The following is a 16202-nucleotide window of genomic DNA, read 5'->3' as shown; positions in this document are numbered from 1 at the left end:
CAGGCTAAGATCAGTATGGTACAAATAAAAAACCGCCCCGAGGGGCGGTGAAAGGATTACTTCACGCAGCGGGCGCACTGCGACGCCTGAATCTGCTGGAAGAAGTCGTTACCTTTGTCATCCACGAGGATAAACGCCGGGAAGTCTTCTACTTCAATTTTCCAGATGGCTTCCATTCCCAGCTCCGGGTACTCCACGCATTCAAGGCTCTTAATACTGCTCTGCGCCAGTACCGCCGCCGGGCCGCCGATGCTACCGAGGTAGAACCCGCCGTGTTTGTGGCAGGCATCGGTGACCTGCTGGCTACGGTTGCCTTTCGCCAGCATGATCATACTGCCGCCTTCCGACTGCAGCTGATCGACGTAGGAGTCCATACGGCCTGCGGTGGTTGGGCCCAAAGAGCCAGACGCGTAGCCCTCTGGCGTTTTTGCCGGGCCGGCATAGTAAATTGGATGATCTTTGATGTACTGCGGTAGACCTTCGCCTTTATCCATGCGTTCTTTCAGCTTGGCGTGGGCAATATCGCGCCCCACGATAATGGTGCCGCTCAGCGACAGGCGAGTGGAAACCGGATACTGAGACAGCTGCTTGAGGATCTCGCTCATCGGGCGATTGAGGTCAACCTTCACCGCTTCGCCTTCGCCCGCCTTACGCAGCGATTCCGGTATGTATTTACCCGGGTTGTTCTCCAGTTTCTCAATCCAGATGCCGTGACGGTTAATCTTCGCTTTGATGTTACGATCGGCGGAACACGAGACGCCCATCCCCACCGGGCAGGATGCACCGTGGCGCGGCAGACGAATCACCCGAACATCGTGGGCAAAGTACTTGCCGCCGAACTGCGCACCCAGCCCCAGGTTCTGCGCCTCTTCCAGCAGTTCTTTTTCCAGCTGTACGTCGCGGAAGGCCTGACCGTGCTCGTTCCCCTCGGTCGGTAGGCCATCGTAGTATTTCGTGGACGCTAGCTTCACCGTCTTCAGCGTTGCTTCCGCGGAGGTCCCGCCGATGACGAATGCGATATGGTACGGCGGGCAGGCCGCGGTTCCCAGGGTACGCATTTTCTCAACCAGATAGCTTTTCAGCTTCGCCGGGGTGATCAGCGCCTTGGTTTCCTGATACAGATAGGTTTTGTTCGCCGAGCCGCCACCTTTGGCAATGCACAGGAACTTATATTCGTCGCCATCGACGCTGTAGAGGTCAATCTGCGCCGGCAGGTTGGTACCGGTGTTGACCTCTTTATACATATCGAGAGGCGCGTTCTGCGAGTAGCGCAGGTTATCTTCAATAAAGGTGTCATACACGCCGCGCGCCAGCGCCGCTTCATCACCGCCGCCGGTCCAGACGCGCTGGCCTTTTTTACCCATGATGATCGCCGTGCCGGTATCCTGGCAGGTCGGCAGAATACCCTTCGCGGCGATATCCGAGTTACGCAGGAACTGCAGCGCCACGTGCTTGTCGTTTTCGCTGGCCTCCGGATCGTTAAGGATATCGGCCACCTGCTGCTGATGCGCGGGGCGGAGCATAAAGGAAGCGTCGTGGAAGGCGTGTTTGGCGAGGAGCGTCAGCGCTTGCGGGGCAACTTTGAGGACTTCCTGCCCTTCAAATTCTGCGACGGAAACGTAGTCGTTGCTCAACAGATAGTATTCGGTCTCATCCTTTTTTAACGGAAAAGGATCCTGATAATAAAAAGGTTTATTCGACATTGTGCTCTCACTTACTGCTTTGATGATGTTGTTAAAGGCAGTCTTTCCATTTGCCCGGTTAAAAGCGAGTTACCCTATCGTACACAATTTTTTAACAAAAACTGAGACTAGTACGACTTTTTATTTCTTGAGAATACGCGCGCGCTTTTTTTTGCTTTAATACGTCGCAAAGAATCCACATTGAAACAGGGCTTGATAATGCAAAAACTCATTAACTCAGTGCAAAACTATGCCTGGGGTAGCAAAACTGCGTTAACGGAACTCTACGGAATGGCCAATCCTGACGATCTGCCGATGGCGGAACTGTGGATGGGCGCGCACCCGAAGAGCAGCTCAAAAATTGCCGATGCTCAGGGAAATGTTCATTCACTGCGTGAGGTGATTGACGGCGACAAAACCGCGCTGCTAGGCGAGAAAGTCGCCGCGCGTTTTGGCGAATTACCCTACCTGTTTAAAGTCCTGTGCGCCGCACAGCCGCTTTCCATTCAGGTGCATCCGAGCAAAACGGCCGCGGAAACCGGCTTTGCCAAAGAAAATGCCGCCGGTATCGCACTGGACGCGGCGGAACGTAACTACAAAGATCCCAATCACAAACCTGAGCTGGTCTTTGCCCTTACCCCCTTCCTGGCGATGAATGCCTTCCGCGAATTCGGCCAGATCGCCGCGCTGCTGGCGCCGGTCGCCGACGCGAACCCGCTGATCGGTCAGTTTATTGCGCAGCCCGACGGCGACAACCTGAGCGCGCTGTTTGCCGGTCTGCTTAATATGCAGGGCGCAGAAAAAGCCCACGCCCTGCAGGTGCTGCGTCGTGCGCTGGAAGCCGAACGTGGCGACGCCTGGGATGCCATCCGCCTGATTGCCGAGTTCTACCCTGACGATAGCGGCCTGTTCTCACCGCTGTTGCTGAACATCGTCAAGCTGAATCCGGGCGATGCCATGTTCCTGTACGCCGAAACGCCGCACGCCTACCTGCGCGGTACCGGTCTGGAAGTGATGGCGAACTCCGACAACGTACTGCGCGCCGGTCTGACGCCGAAATACATCGATATTCCGGAACTGGTGGCGAACGTTAAGTTTGTTGCCAAACCGGCGAACACGCTGTTAACGCAGCCCGAGAAGCGCGGCAGCGAGCTGGACTTCCCGATTCCGGTCGATGATTTTGCTTTCTCTTTACATGACCTCAGCGCCAGCGAAACCCACCTGGCGCAGGACGGCGCGGCGATCGTCTTCTGCTTAGAGGGCGAGTCTGTACTGCATAAAAATGGCCAGCAGTTGGTGCTAAAACCGGGCGAGTCGGCGTTTGTCGCCGCCAATGAGTCACCGATTCAGGTCAGCGGCAGCGGCCGCTTAGCGCGCGTCTATAATAAGTTAAAGTAAATACTGAAGTTTCTGGACAGGCTTGCTACTCTTTCGCATAGCCTTATGACTTAACCAGGCGGCCTATTCGCCTGGTTTCATTTTTACGGACAAATACGATGAAAAAAACGCGGGTTGCTGTAGGCATCATTGTTGCTTTGGGGGTTATCTGGACGGGCGGAGCCTGGTACACGGGTAAACAGCTGGAATCACGCATCGCCGAAATGGTCTCACAGGCGAACGCCCAGTTGAAGCTGACCGCGCCGGAAGCGGGCCTTGAACTGAGCTACCAGGACTATCAGCGCGGCGTGTTCAGCAGTCAGCTGAAAATGGTGGTCAAGCCGCTGACGGGGGCCGAAAATTCATGGCTGAAACCGGGCCAGAGCGTACTGCTCGATGAAACCGTCAGCCACGGCCCCTTCCCGCTGGCATCGTTAAAATCCTTCAATCTGGCGCCAGCCATGGCGTCGGTTAACACCGTACTGGTCAACAACGATGTCACCAAACCGCTATTCGATATCGCCAAAGGGCAATCGCCGTTCGATATCAATACCCGTATTAGCTACGGCGGTGATACCGAGTCGGCTATTACCCTCAAGCCACTGGATTACGAGAAAGACACCGATAAAGTGACCTTCAGCGGCGGCGAATTCGTTCTCTCCGCCGACAGCCAGGGTAGCCTGGTGTCGCTGACCGGCGAAGCGAAGAGCGGCCAGGTTAACGCGGTCAACGAATACGATCAGAAGGTGCAGTTTACCTTTAACAACCTGAAAACCGACGGTTCGAGCAAACTGACCTCGTTTGATGAACGCATCGGCGATCAGACGCTGAGCGTCGAACGTCTGGCGATGAGCGTGGAAGGTAAAGATCTCGCCGAGCTCAACGGTATGCGCATTGCCGGTAAGTCTGAACTGACCGCCGACGGCAAAAAAATCAACAGCCAGCTCGACTACTCGCTTAACAGCCTGAAGCTGCAAAACAAAGACTTCGGCAGCGGACAGCTCACCCTGAAGGTCGACGGCATTGACGGTGTCGCCATGCATCAGTTCAGCCAGCAGTATCAGGCGCAGACCCAGGCGCTAATGGCGCAGCCGGACCTGGCAAAAAACCCGGAGCTGTATCAGCAAAAAGCGGTAGATGCACTGTTCAGCTCGCTGCCAATCCTGCTGAAAGGTGACCCAGTAGTGACACTGTCACCGCTGAGCTGGAAAAATGCCAAAGGGGAAAGTTCGCTGAACCTGTCGCTGGCGCTGAAAGACCCGGCGCAGGCTACCGGCGAAGCGCAGACGCTGTCACAACAGGTCGATCGCGGCGTGAAATCGCTGGACGCGAAGCTGAATATCCCAACGGACATGGCTGTCGAACTGATGACCCAGGTGGCGCAGCTGGAAGGCTATCAGCAGGAAGAAGCCGCTAAGCTGGCCAAACAGCAAATTCAGGGGCTGGCCGCGATGGGGCAAATGTTCCGTCTGACCACCACCCAGGATGACGCCATCAACAGCAGCCTGCAGTATGCCTCAGGCCAGGTCACCCTGAACGGGCAGAAAATGCCGTTGGATGATTTTGTCGGTATGTTCGGGATCCCGACGCTGGCCGACCCGGAAGAACCGGCGGACGCGCCGGCAGAGACGCCGGCACAGTAAGCCGCAGATAAGCCTACGGCCCCCGCGAAAAGCCCCGAATTGGGGCTTTTTTATTTTCTCACCACCAGCCGTGGCGGCATAATCAGATTTCGCGCCTCGCCCTGGCCGGTTTCAATGCGCTGCAAAATGCGCTCCGCCACGCTTTTGCCCATGTCACGGGCAGGCGTCGTTACCCAGGTTAAGGGCACATCGTCAAGCGCCTGCTCCGGCACCTCAGCAAACGCCGCCAGCGTGACCCGCTGCTCATAATAACTTTCAACGCTGTCTTCGCCGCTCTGCTTACCGGCGCGCATCAGGCCGAACCACGCGCCTACCGCAATCACGCTGTTGTAACACAGCACCGCGGTGATGGTCTGGTTGTGGCGCAGCAGGCCGGTAATCGCTTCCGCCGCCTGTTTCTGGCTGGACTCGCACTCCAGCACCCAATCGCTATGGAACGGCAGGCCGTACTTGATAAGCGTTGCGCAGTAGCCGCCCACCCGCTCCGCGCGGGTCAGCGATGAACTTTGCCCACCCAGCCAGGCAATACGCTGATGGCCGCGCCGAATCAGATGCTCGGTCACCAGTTGGGCCGCCTGCATGTTATCCGGACGAATAATGTCGACCTCGTCGAGATAGCTGGCGCGGGAGGCAAACACCAGCGGCGTCTCGGTTTCAGCGGCTTTGACCCGCAGTTCTGCGGCCCGGTCGACCGAACCGGCAATCACCACGCCGTCGACGCCCTGCGACACCAGCGCTTCAAAACGCTGGAGCATTTGCTCGCCGCAGTTGCCCCCCTGGGTCAAAAAGACCATTTTCCCCTGCGACTCGAGGGCGGCGGTTAACCCCGCCGTCAGTTCCGCATAAAACGGTGATGACAGATCGCCGACAATCAGACCAATCACGCCGGTTTGCCCGCCGCGCAGCGACACCGCCTGGCGGTTGCGCACGAAGCCCAACTGGTCAATCGCCTGATAAACCCGTTCCCCCGTGGCCGACGAGATACGCCCCTTGCCGCTCAGGACCAGCGAAACGGTGCTGACGGAAACGCCTGCCGCCAGCGCAACATCGTTAATGGTGACTTTCTTTGCAATCGCCATAGCGCCTGCGCGACTCCTTTTGCTTATCCGATAAAACGTTTTATCTCTAGGTATACTTTATAAACTGTATTATCCATTGCTTTTGTGATTTGTTTCTCACTAAAAATTGATAAAACGTTTTATCTTCCTTTACCGAAATTACCAGAAACCTTTTTTCAGGATTAAGGAGTCGTTTCATGACGGCGAAAACCGCACCAAAAGTCACCCTCTGGGAGTTCTTCCAGCAGCTTGGCAAAACCTTTATGCTGCCGGTCGCGCTGCTCTCCTTCTGTGGGATTATGCTCGGTATCGGCAGCTCATTAAGCAGCCATGACGTCATCACGCTACTGCCATGGCTCGATACCCCGTTCCTGCAAGCAGTCTTTATCTGGATGAGCAAAGTTGGCTCATTCGCGTTCAGCTTCCTGCCAGTGATGTTCTGTATTGCCATCCCGCTGGGTCTGGCGCGTGACAATAAAGGCGTTGCGGCCTTTGCCGGTTTCGTCGGCTACGCGGTCATGAACCTGGCGGTAAACTTCTGGTTGACGGCCAAAGGCATTCTGCCGACCACCGACGCCGCCATTCTGAAAGCCAACAACATCCAGAACATTATCGGTATTCAGTCCATCGACACCGGTATTCTCGGCGCGGTAATCTGCGGGATCATCGTCTGGATGCTGCACGAACGTTTCCACACCATCCGCCTGCCGGATGCGCTGGCGTTTTTCGGCGGTACCCGCTTCGTGCCGATTATTACTACCGTGGTCCTGGGCCTGGTCGGTCTGGTGATCCCGCTGGTGTGGCCGATTTTCGCCATGGGCATTAACGCGCTGGGTCACGTGATCAACAGCGCGGGCGATTTTGGTCCGATGATTTTTGGTACCGGTGAACGTCTGCTGCTACCGTTCGGCCTGCACCACATTCTGGTGGCATTGATCCGCTTTACCGAAGCCGGCGGAACCATGGACGTCTGCGGTCACAGCGTCAGCGGCGCGCTGACGATTTTCCAGGCCCAGTTAAGCTGCCCAACAACCCACGGCTTCTCCGAAAGCGCTACCCGCTTCCTGTCGCAGGGTAAAATGCCGGCCTTCCTCGGCGGCCTGCCCGGCGCTGCGCTGGCGATGTACCACTGCGCTCGCCCGGAAAACCGTCATAAAATTAAAGGCCTGCTGATTTCTGGCGTCATTGCCTGTGTCGTCGGCGGCACCACGGAACCGCTGGAATTCCTGTTCCTGTTCGTGGCACCGGTACTGTACGTCATTCACGCGCTGTTGACCGGCCTGGGCTTCACCATGATGGCGATTCTTGGCGTCACCATCGGTAACACCGACGGCAACATTATTGACTTCGTGGTGTTCGGTATTCTGCACGGTCTGTCTACCAAGTGGTATCTGGTACCGGTAGTGGCAGCGGTCTGGTTCGCCGTGTACTACGCCATTTTCCGCTTCGCTATCGTGCGCTTTAACATTAAAACGCCGGGCCGTGATATCGACAACGCACCGGCCGCAGAGCACGTTACCAGCGGCGCAACCGGCAAATCCGGCTACAACGTTCCGGCAATCCTGTCCGCACTGGGCGGCGCAGAGAACATTGTTTCGCTCGATAACTGCATCACCCGTCTGCGTCTGTCGGTCAGCGATATGGACAAAGTCAACGTCGATGCGCTCAAGGCCAACCGGGCGATTGGGGTGGTTAAGCTCAACCAGCACAATCTCCAGGTTGTCATCGGCCCGCAGGTTCAGTCGGTGAAAGATGAAATGTCGGTATTGATGCATTCCGTACAGGCGTAAACCACTTTGCCCCCGCCCGCTGCGGGGGCACAATAGCTCACCTCTTTTCTTCGTGAGGACCCTCACATGTTTGACTTCTCAACGGTGATTGACCGACATGGCACCTGGTGCACCCAGTGGGACTATGTTGCCGACCGCTTCGGCGACGCTGACCTGCTGCCGTTCACCATCTCGGATATGGATTTTGCCACCGCCCCCTGCATTCTCGACGCGCTCAGCAAGCGTTTATCTCACGGCGTATTTGGCTACAGCCGCTGGAAGAACGACGAGTTTTTACCGGCTATTGCCCACTGGTATGCCCACCGCTTTCACAGCACCATCGACACCAACAGCATCGTCTACGGGCCATCGGTGATTTACATGGTCGCCGAGATGATTCGTCAGTGGTCAGCCCCCGGCGACGGCATTGTGGTTCACACGCCGGCCTACGATGCCTTCTTTAAAACGATTGAAGGCAATCAGCGCGAAGTGGTAGGCGTTCCGCTTCATCAACGCGACGGCCAGTGGTTCTGCGATATGAACGTGCTGGAGGCCGCGCTATCGCAGCCGCAAAACCGCATCCTGCTGCTGTGCAGCCCGCAAAACCCAACCGGTAAAGTCTGGACCCGTGAAGAACTGCAAACGATGGCGGCGCTGTGCGCAAAACACAACGTTCGGGTGATCAGCGATGAAATTCACATGGACATGACGTGGGACGGTCATCGCCATATCCCGTGGTGCGACGTCGCACAAGGGCCGTGGGCGCTGTTCACCTCCGGCTCCAAAAGCTTCAATATTCCGGCTTTTACCGGCGCATACGGGCTGATCGACGACGAAGGCGCACGCAATGATTATCTCAACGCATTAAAAAGCCGTGACGGCCTCTCCTCGCCGTCCGTTCCCGCACTGGTCGCGCATATTGCCGCCTATCGGCACGGCGAACCGTGGCTGGACGCGTTGCGTGATTATTTGCAGGGCAATATGCGCTATCTCCAGCAAACGCTTAACGCAGCGTTTCCGGCGCTACAGTGGCAAGCTCCGCAGGCAACTTATCTGGCATGGATTGATTTACGCCCGCTCAATATTGACGATCGTGCGCTGCAGGATGTGCTGATCAAACAGCAAAAAGTGGCGATAATGCCCGGCTACACCTACGGTAATGAAGGCAACGGCTTCATTCGCCTCAACGCGGGGTGCCCGCGCGTGAAGCTTGAGCAAGGCGTGGAACGCCTGATTGCCGCTATCCGCACTCTGCACTAATCCCATCGCGCAACGTCGCCCGGCGTTGCGTATTTTCTCGCGCTACACACCGTGCAGCAAAATCTCGTAGGGCGCAAAAGCCTCGGCATATTGCTGACGTACGCTTTCCTCGACCACCAGCACGTCTATTTGCCGACAGCCGGCGACCACGTAGCGCGCGACGGCGGGAATTTTATCGGCCGTCAATCCAACAATAATTTCGCTACATTGCGGGATAACCGCTTTCTTGAATGCGCAGTCTGCATAGTCGAATCCGGTCAGCCCCGACTCCGGAGCCATGGCACAGCCGCCAATAAACCCCTGATCGAAAAGAATGTCGTTGACCTGCGCCAGCGCCGCGGCCCCTACGCTGCCACCGCTGCTGCGCTGGATCCCGCCGCCTAACATGATCACCTCACAGCGCGGCTTTTTAAGCAGCGCGCAGGCGATTTCCGGCGAATTGGTCACTGCCGTCAGAACCAACGTGTCGTCAATCGCCTCAGCCAGCGCCAGATTGGTGGTACCGGAATCAATAAACACGCAGCTATTGGGTTTGATAAGTTGTGCACATTTATGCGCGATGATGCTCTTTACATCCGCCTTTTGTGTTTTTCGTTCAATAAAGCTACCGGTATCAGGCAGCGTCGCGACAGCACCGCCGTAAACCTTCTTACACACGCCTTCCTTACTCAGTTCATGTAAATCACGGCGAATAGTGTGTTCAGACACCCCCAACTGCACGGCCAGTTCAGCACAAACAACCCGGCCTTGCTGCCCGAGCGCCTGGCGAATCAAGGCTTGTCGTTGATCCGGAAAAGCTGCATAATCGAGCATGAAATTACCTTTAATCATTAAACCGAGCAATAATAAGCATAATCGTGCATTGCAACAGTGACTGTCAACCCGCCCTGACTTTCGCCGTTGCGTACGTTAAAACCTTCTGGAGATCGGACATGAAAATTGCACACGTTGCGCTTTGGACGCAGGCGCTGGAAGCACAGGCGCGTTTTTGGGTGACGTTTTTTGACGGGAAAATCAACGAGAAGTACCGCAGCAAAACGAACCCGGGGTTCGAGTCATACTTTGTGACCGTCAATGAATCCATTGCCATCGAGTTGATGAGCAAACCCGGGCTACAGATTGCGCAGCCCGATAACAACACCACCGGATGGGTACATCTGGCGATTTCGGTCGGCAGCAAGGAGGCCGTTGATGCGCTGGCGGCGCGCGGAGCGGAGCAGCATATTCTGGTCTCCCCCCCACGTACCACCGGCGACGGATATTATGAAGCGGTGATTAAAGATCCGGACGGTAATCTTATCGAGATCGTCGCCTGATACCGTGGGATGTTCGCCAGCGCGCGATGATTGATACGTAAAAAATCTGCATAGTGAGATGCAGAGATTAAAATGCCGGTCGGAAAACGGTAGATGGATTGCCGTCATTGTTTTCAGGGGACGGAAGGCGAAAAATATCTGACGAGATAACGGTTACCCCCCCACATGACGCAGACGGTCGTATGGCGGCTTATACTTGTTTATATTTTAAGAACCCCGTTTTTGCGGCCAGACTTTCTTTATCAAAGTTAAGGTGTGCTTAAGGTTGTTTATTGATAATCAATTATCACATATTAAAAGGACATCACCGTGAAAAGAACCTTCGCCAAAAGCCAGATCCTGATGCACTGGCTCGTCCTGATCCTGATTATCATCGCCTATGCCGCCATGGAGCTGAAAGGCTTTGCCCCTAAAGGCAGCCCAGCCCGCGCAACAATAGCGTTAATCCACTACACGGCGGGGCTGAGCGTTTTGTTGTTGATGCTGGTCAGAGTGGTGTTAAAAATCACCCACCGCGACCCTGAAATTACCCCCACGCCGCCGCGCTGGCAGATTGCGGCCTCAAAGTCCGTGCACGGGTTGCTCTATTTAATGTTTCTCGCCTTGCCGTTGCTGGGAATGGCCTCGTTGTATTTCGGCCAGGTGGCATGGTCCTTTTTTGGTATCGCCCTACCGGTTGCCGAAGTCCCGAATCAAGATATTCAGCACAATTTAAAAGAGTGGCATGAATTAATTGCCAACGCGGGTTATTTTTTAATTGGTCTGCACGCGCTGGCGGCATTATTCCACCATTACATCATGCGTGATAATACGCTGCTGAGAATGCTGCCCATATCAAGCCACAAAAAATAACGACAAACCGGGTTAGACACGACGGTCAACGGGCTGGAATCTGCGGCCCGTTGACCTGAAAGCCGCAAAATACACACTGCTAAAAATTCATCGTCGTACAGCCAAATCCCTGTATCCTCGCAATTTTTTCAATACTTTTAATCAGTTATCTTCCTATGGTATAATGATTTGCACTTTAACTAAAACTCGAGTGCTATCATGATTGATACCAACCTGCCCCTAACTGACGTTCACCGCCATCTCGACGGAAACATTCGCGCCCAAACCATTCTTGATCTCGGCCGCCAGTACAATCTGACGCTGCCTGCGTCTACGCTCGACGCACTGCTGCCGCACGTTCAGGTCACCAGCAATGAACCCGATCTGGTGAGTTTCCTCAGCAAGCTCGATTGGGGCGTGAAGGTTCTGGCATCATTAGACGCCTGCCGCCGCGTCGCGTACGAGAACGTAGAAGACGCCGCGCGTAATGGCCTGCACTACGTTGAGCTACGTTTTTCCCCGCGTTATATGGCAATGAACCACGGTTTGCCGGTTGACGGCGTGGTTGAAGCGGTGATTGCCGGGGTGAAAGAAGGCAGTCGCGCGTTTAACGTTGATGCGCGCCTGATTGGCATTATGAGTCGCACCTTTGGCGAAGCCGCCTGTGAAGAAGAGCTGAACGCCCTGCTGGCGCACCGCGACGGTATTACCGCCCTCGATCTGGCCGGCGATGAGCTCGGTTTCCCGGGGCATCTGTTCCTGGAACACTTCAGCCGCGCACGCGATGCAGGCTGGCACATTACCGTGCACGCGGGCGAAGCTGCCGGCCCGGAAAGCATCTGGCAGGCGATTCGCGATTTAGGCGCCGAGCGTATCGGTCATGGCGTAAAAGCGGTTCAGGATCCGGCGCTGATGGATTTCCTTGCGGAAAAAGGTATCGGCATCGAATCCTGTCTGACCTCCAATATCCAGACCAGCACCGTACCGTCGTTGGCGCAGCATCCGCTGAAAACGTTCCTCGAGCATGGCGTGCTGGCCAGTCTGAATACGGACGACCCGGCGGTACAGGGCATTGATATCCAGCACGAATACCGCGTGGCGGCACCGGCGGCAGGCCTCACGGCTGCACAAATCCGTCAGGCGCAGATTAACGGGCTGGAGATGGCATTCCTCTCTGCGGCAGAAAAGCAGGCGCTGATCGCCCGCGTCCAGCGCGGATAACCTGCTCCCCGGCAGCCGCCGCTGCCGGGGTCTTTATTACCGTTTCGTTAGACCAGCGCCAGCGCCGCGCGATGTTTCGCCGATTCGATACCCAGCTCAATCAGCTCCATAATCTGAATCGCCTGGCCCGCCGGTACCGGGTTTTCGCCGATTCCGTTAAGCGCATCACGAATGCCCGCGTAGTATGCCGGATAGTTACCCGGCAGCGTCAGCCAGTTCTCTTCTACCCGCGTTTCCCCGTCAACCGTCGTCAGGATACCGTCTCGCATATCATAGCCCCAGTCGGCCTGCGGCAGACGTTCGCCGCTTTTCAGCCTATCTTCCTGCGGATCGAGGCCAAACTTCATATAACTGGCCTGCGAGCCATGTACGATGTAGCGCGCCGTTTCCGCCGCCGCCAGCAGCGTGCCGTGCAGCACCACGCGACGCTGCGGCCAGGTCAATACGGCATGAAAGTAGTCGGTGGCCTGCGCACCCGGGCGCAGCTGACCGAGATCGACATACAGGCTGTGCGGCAGGCCAAACAGATTGACCGCCTGATCCAGCAGATGAGGGCCCAAATCGTACCAGATACCGCTACCGAGCCCGGCCTGCTCGCGCCAGCGCGCGCGCACCTGCGGACGATAGCGGTCAAAGTGCGACTCAAAGTAAGTGACGTCACCGAGCTTACCTTCATTGATCAGCGCTTTCACCGTCAGAAAATCGCTGTCCCAGCGGCGGTTATGAAATACCGACAGCAGCTTGCCCTGCTGCTTTGCCAGCGCATCCAGCTCGCGAGCCTGTGACAGTGTCACTGTGAAGGGTTTGTCGGCCACGACGTTTTTCCCTGCCTCCAGCGCCGCTTTCGCCAACGGATAGTGCGTATCGTTAGGCGTAGGAATCACGACCAGATCAATGCTGGGGTCGTGGAACAGCGCCTGAGGATCGGAGACCACGCTGACCGTAGGCCAATCTGCGTGAACCTTACCGGCATCGCTGCTTGAGACAGCCGCCAGCGTCATCCCCGGCGTGCCGCAGATGAGCGGCGCATGAAACGTTTTACTGGCATAGCCATAGCCTACGAGTCCAACGCGGATTGAGTCACTCATATTTGCAGCCTCACTGGTGAAGTTTAAGGGGGTATTTTTATTTTGTAATCGATTTCTTATTTGACCTCATCTGGCGATAATGCACAACACTTTAATAACATTATGGCTTGCCTCCCCGAGAATCGATTAAAAAAACAACGCCCGTGGAATCGATCCCGCTGAAAACTTGCGTTGTGGCATGAGCGCGCTAATATCCTGGTCTGGCGTTACTTCTCAATGGATTGTTAAATAAATTTCATGAATTCTGTATTGTCTCGTATTGTTGAATTAATTGGTTGGGTTGTTCTCGGTTTTTCCGTTCTGCTGTTGTTTATTGCGCACCATATCGACGATTACAAGTCACCGGAGCCCGCCGCTACCGCCGCCGTCTCGCTGCAGAAAAAATAAGCCCATCGTGGGAAAAAAGTGATTCGGATCGCATAGATGCAACCGGTTTCTGAAACCGGTTGCAGATGATATTCACTCACTTTACACTCGCCTTATCACACAGATAAGGAGTGTTGTATGTCCGCTTTTCCCCAACATTTTCTCTGGGGTGCTGCTACGGCGGCGTACCAGGTGGAAGGTGCGTATAATGAAGACGGCAAAGGTCCGTCAATCTGGGATGTGTTTTCCCACCAGCCGGGAACGACGTATCAGGGTACCAACGGCGATATCGCCGTCGATCACTACCACCGCGTTAAAGAAGACGTAAAGCTCATGGCCGAAATGGGGCTTCAGAGCTACCGTTTTTCCATTTCATGGCCTCGCCTGCTGCCTGAAGGGCGCGGCACCATCAACGAAGCCGGAGTGAAGTTCTACAGCGATCTGATAGACGACCTGCTGGCCCACGGCATTGAGCCAATGATTACGCTCTACCACTGGGATCTGCCGCAGGCGTTGCAGGACGAAGGCGGCTGGGAAGCACGCTCCACCGCTGAGGCGTTCGAAGAGTACGCGCGGCTGTGCTATTCCCGCTTTGGTTCGCGGGTGCAAAAATGGGCCACCTTTAATGAAACCATCGTTTTTATCGGGCATGGTTATATTACCGGCAGCCATCCGCCGTCCGTGCGCAATCCGGCGCGCGCTATTCAGGCCTGTCATCACGTATTTATTGCGCATGCCATGGCCGTGAAAGCGTTCCGCGGCATGCAGATTAACGGCGAAATCGGCTTCGTTAACGTGCTGCAGCCCCACTCTCCGCTGACTCAAAGCGCAGAAGACATGGCTGCCAGCGAGTTAGCCGACGCGATTCACACCCACTGGTTCTACGACCCGGTATTAAAGGGCTGCTATCCTGCCGAACTGCTGGCACAGTCCCAGGCCCTTTGGGGAGTACCGCGCTTCGCGCCGGGCGATGATGACCTGCTGCGCAATAACCGCTGCGATTTTATCGGACTGAACTATTACCGCCGCGAAACCGTCTCTTCACAGCCGCCAGCAGAAAAAGTCAGCGGTGAACAGGGCGTCGAGGGGCTTTTCTATTTCGTGCGCAATCCACAGAGCGTCTATACCGAATGGGGCTGGGAAATCTGGCCACAGGGGCTGACCGACGGCATTATGATGATCAAGGCGCGCTACGGCGATATTCCGATGTATATCACCGAAAACGGCCTGGGCGCGGTTGACCCGATTATCGACGGAGAAGTGGTCGACGATCCTCGCATCGACTTCCTGCGCGTACATATTGATGCGCTGGAAACCGCCATTGAACAAGGCGCCGACGTGCGCGGGTATTATCCATGGTCGTTTATCGATTTGCTGAGCTGGCTGAACGGTTATAAAAAGCAGTATGGCTTTGTCTATGTCGACCACCAGCAGAACCTGGCGCGTAAGCGTAAGAAAAGCTTCTTCTGGTACAAAGATGTGATCGCCAGCCGCGGCGAACAGCGGTAACCTCAACCTTCTCTCTACAGGGCGTCAATCGGCGCCCTGATTGCATAAAAACGCATTAATTCTGGCGCGAAATCAATAAGCACATTTTCTGTTATTGTAATTCATTCCTATTAGCCAAATAATTAAGAATATCCTATAGAGGGTGAGCCGGATGCGCGAAACCCTCGCCAAAAATGGATGTCGATTAACAACATTGGCTATCAATGCCGCATTAACCGTCGCGTATTCTGCCCGTCTCCGGCGGAAATGACGTGCGGTGTGCCTTAACATTATAATGGATGCCCTCAAATGACCGTTCTGGATTATTTATTAAAGTTCCGCAAAGTCAGTTCGCTGGACAATCTTGAAAAACTTTATGACCACCTTAACTATTCCCTCACCAGTAACGAAGAATTGATCAATATGTATCGCGCCGCCGATCATCGTCGCGCGGAGCTGGTTTCCGGTGGCCGTTTGTACGATGTGGGCCAGGTGCCAAAGAACGTTTGGCGATTCGTGCAATAATAGTTTTTTCCTCAGCGCCAGTTGCTTATACTCCTCGACCTGTATTTTTCCATGCAACACTGGCGCTGATTTTCGGGAGACACAATGTCGGATAATTCTGCAGAACGTATTGGCGGATGGTTACTTGGCCCGCTGGCCTGGCTGCTCGTGCAGTTGTTGAGCATCACCATCACCCTGGCTAAATTTGGTTACGTCCTGCTGACGCCGCACACTCTGGCATTGGTAAAAGAAATGGGCGGCAGTAACATGCTGCTATTAGCCGCGTCGTTCCTGTCGTTTATTGCCATGTGGTATTACACGCTGTGGCTGACCATTGCCTTCTTCAAACGCCGCCGCAACGTTCCTAAACACTACATTATCTGGCTGATGGTTGGCGTACTGCTGGCAGTTAAAGCGTTCGCGTTTTCGCCGATCTCTGACGACCTGGCCGTGCGCCAGCTTCTGCTTCCGCTGTTAGCGGCGGCGCTAATCGTCCCCTACTTCAAACGTTCCCAGCGGGTAAAGCGTACGTTTACGCGTGCGTAATAACCCCACTGTTACCCTGTTGTCGCCCGACGCGCTTTGTCAGATAATAGGTG

The 16202-nt window shown here is 55.4% G+C and carries 15 protein-coding genes; 11 read left to right on the top strand and 4 right to left on the bottom strand.

Features of this window, described 5'->3' with window-relative positions; all coding sequences use genetic code 11:
• Positions 1-56 precede the first annotated feature (56 nt).
• Entirely contained in the window at positions 57-1703 is a 1647-nt protein-coding gene (gene fumA, locus H7R76_RS10845; RefSeq protein ID WP_182967731.1) for a class I fumarate hydratase FumA, read from the bottom strand.
• A 198-nt stretch (positions 1704-1901) separates the two neighbouring features.
• Here fumA and manA point away from each other — a divergent pair, with 198 nt between their 5' ends.
• Positions 1902-3080, top strand: coding sequence for a mannose-6-phosphate isomerase (gene manA / locus H7R76_RS10840; RefSeq protein WP_106926844.1), 1179 nt, complete (start codon positions 1902-1904; stop codon positions 3078-3080).
• A gap of 98 nt (positions 3081-3178) precedes the next feature.
• Positions 3179-4702, top strand: a complete 1524-nt coding sequence (locus tag H7R76_RS10835; RefSeq protein ID WP_182967729.1) for a YdgA family protein — start codon at positions 3179-3181, stop codon at positions 4700-4702.
• Positions 4703-4752: 50 nt separating this feature from the next.
• On the opposite strand, the gene H7R76_RS10830 is transcribed toward H7R76_RS10835, so the two are convergent.
• Positions 4753-5781: a Mal regulon transcriptional regulator MalI gene (locus tag H7R76_RS10830; RefSeq protein WP_182967727.1), complete on the bottom strand. Its 1029-nt coding sequence runs from the start codon at positions 5779-5781 to the stop codon at positions 4753-4755.
• A gap of 176 nt (positions 5782-5957) precedes the next feature.
• Here H7R76_RS10830 and malX point away from each other — a divergent pair, with 176 nt between their 5' ends.
• Entirely contained in the window at positions 5958-7550 is a 1593-nt protein-coding gene (gene malX / locus H7R76_RS10825) for a maltose/glucose-specific PTS transporter subunit IIBC (protein ID WP_106926838.1), read from the top strand.
• Between the two features lie 66 nt (positions 7551-7616).
• Positions 7617-8789: a MalY/PatB family protein gene (locus H7R76_RS10820; protein ID WP_182967725.1), complete on the top strand. Its 1173-nt coding sequence runs from the start codon at positions 7617-7619 to the stop codon at positions 8787-8789.
• Positions 8790-8831: 42 nt separating this feature from the next.
• Here H7R76_RS10820 and H7R76_RS10815 read toward each other — a convergent pair whose 3' ends face one another.
• Positions 8832-9602: a DeoR/GlpR family DNA-binding transcription regulator gene (locus tag H7R76_RS10815; protein WP_106927051.1), complete on the bottom strand. Its 771-nt coding sequence runs from the start codon at positions 9600-9602 to the stop codon at positions 8832-8834.
• Positions 9603-9721: 119 nt separating this feature from the next.
• Between H7R76_RS10815 and H7R76_RS10810 the strand changes: the two genes are divergently transcribed.
• The 3 genes from H7R76_RS10810 (at position 9722) to add (ending at position 12157) form a co-directional block, all read left to right on the top strand.
• A complete protein-coding gene (locus H7R76_RS10810; RefSeq protein ID WP_182930503.1) occupies positions 9722-10105 on the top strand; it encodes a VOC family protein in 384 nt (127 codons plus the stop codon).
• 309 nt (positions 10106-10414) lie between these two features.
• On the top strand, positions 10415-10957 hold the full coding sequence (gene cybB / locus H7R76_RS10805; protein WP_182967723.1) for a cytochrome b561: 543 nt from the start codon (positions 10415-10417) through the stop codon (positions 10955-10957).
• A 198-nt stretch (positions 10958-11155) separates the two neighbouring features.
• Complete coding sequence (gene add / locus H7R76_RS10800) at positions 11156-12157, top strand: adenosine deaminase (protein ID WP_182930502.1); 1002 nt, start codon at positions 11156-11158, stop codon at positions 12155-12157.
• A 47-nt stretch (positions 12158-12204) separates the two neighbouring features.
• Here add and H7R76_RS10795 read toward each other — a convergent pair whose 3' ends face one another.
• Entirely contained in the window at positions 12205-13245 is a 1041-nt protein-coding gene (locus H7R76_RS10795) for an oxidoreductase (protein ID WP_182967721.1), read from the bottom strand.
• Between the two features lie 237 nt (positions 13246-13482).
• Between H7R76_RS10795 and blr the strand changes: the two genes are divergently transcribed.
• The 4 genes from blr to H7R76_RS10775 all read left to right on the top strand — a co-directional run bounded on the left by blr (position 13483) and on the right by H7R76_RS10775 (position 16149).
• Positions 13483-13632 (top strand): division septum protein Blr, encoded by a 150-nt coding sequence (blr, locus tag H7R76_RS10790; protein WP_182967719.1) that lies wholly within the window; start codon positions 13483-13485, stop codon positions 13630-13632.
• Positions 13633-13749: 117 nt separating this feature from the next.
• A complete protein-coding gene (locus H7R76_RS10785; protein WP_182930500.1) occupies positions 13750-15120 on the top strand; it encodes a GH1 family beta-glucosidase in 1371 nt (456 codons plus the stop codon).
• 288 nt (positions 15121-15408) lie between these two features.
• Positions 15409-15624 (top strand): transcription modulator YdgT, encoded by a 216-nt coding sequence (gene ydgT / locus H7R76_RS10780; RefSeq protein WP_106926822.1) that lies wholly within the window; start codon positions 15409-15411, stop codon positions 15622-15624.
• Positions 15625-15708: 84 nt separating this feature from the next.
• Positions 15709-16149 carry a DUF2569 domain-containing protein gene (locus tag H7R76_RS10775; RefSeq protein WP_106926820.1) on the top strand — a complete coding sequence of 147 codons (441 nt, stop codon included), beginning with the start codon at positions 15709-15711 and terminating at the stop codon, positions 16147-16149.
• Positions 16150-16202 lie beyond the last annotated feature (53 nt).

This window comes from Klebsiella sp. WP8-S18-ESBL-06, from assembly GCF_014169755.1.
GTDB lineage: Bacteria > Pseudomonadota > Gammaproteobacteria > Enterobacterales > Enterobacteriaceae > Kluyvera > Kluyvera ascorbata_B.
Note: the sequence above shows the minus strand (reverse complement) of the source record. Positions and strands in the feature narration are given on the sequence as shown.

What these genes read in the sequence shown, in the direction of transcription:
- fumA (WP_182967731.1), bottom strand. Translation starts at nt 1,703, where the DNA reads ATGTCGAATAAACCTTTTTATTATCAGGATCCTTTTCCGTTAAAAAAG.
- manA (WP_106926844.1), top strand. Translation starts at nt 1,902, where the DNA reads ATGCAAAAACTCATTAACTCAGTGCAAAACTATGCCTGGGGTAGCAAA.
- H7R76_RS10835 (WP_182967729.1), top strand. Translation starts at nt 3,179, where the DNA reads ATGAAAAAAACGCGGGTTGCTGTAGGCATCATTGTTGCTTTGGGGGTT.
- H7R76_RS10830 (WP_182967727.1), bottom strand. Translation starts at nt 5,781, where the DNA reads ATGGCGATTGCAAAGAAAGTCACCATTAACGATGTTGCGCTGGCGGCA.
- malX (WP_106926838.1), top strand. Translation starts at nt 5,958, where the DNA reads ATGACGGCGAAAACCGCACCAAAAGTCACCCTCTGGGAGTTCTTCCAG.
- H7R76_RS10820 (WP_182967725.1), top strand. Translation starts at nt 7,617, where the DNA reads ATGTTTGACTTCTCAACGGTGATTGACCGACATGGCACCTGGTGCACC.
- H7R76_RS10815 (WP_106927051.1), bottom strand. Translation starts at nt 9,602, where the DNA reads ATGCTCGATTATGCAGCTTTTCCGGATCAACGACAAGCCTTGATTCGC.
- H7R76_RS10810 (WP_182930503.1), top strand. Translation starts at nt 9,722, where the DNA reads ATGAAAATTGCACACGTTGCGCTTTGGACGCAGGCGCTGGAAGCACAG.
- add (WP_182930502.1), top strand. Translation starts at nt 11,156, where the DNA reads ATGATTGATACCAACCTGCCCCTAACTGACGTTCACCGCCATCTCGAC.
- H7R76_RS10795 (WP_182967721.1), bottom strand. Translation starts at nt 13,245, where the DNA reads ATGAGTGACTCAATCCGCGTTGGACTCGTAGGCTATGGCTATGCCAGT.
- blr (WP_182967719.1), top strand. Translation starts at nt 13,483, where the DNA reads ATGAATTCTGTATTGTCTCGTATTGTTGAATTAATTGGTTGGGTTGTT.
- H7R76_RS10785 (WP_182930500.1), top strand. Translation starts at nt 13,750, where the DNA reads ATGTCCGCTTTTCCCCAACATTTTCTCTGGGGTGCTGCTACGGCGGCG.
- ydgT (WP_106926822.1), top strand. Translation starts at nt 15,409, where the DNA reads ATGACCGTTCTGGATTATTTATTAAAGTTCCGCAAAGTCAGTTCGCTG.
- H7R76_RS10775 (WP_106926820.1), top strand. Translation starts at nt 15,709, where the DNA reads ATGTCGGATAATTCTGCAGAACGTATTGGCGGATGGTTACTTGGCCCG.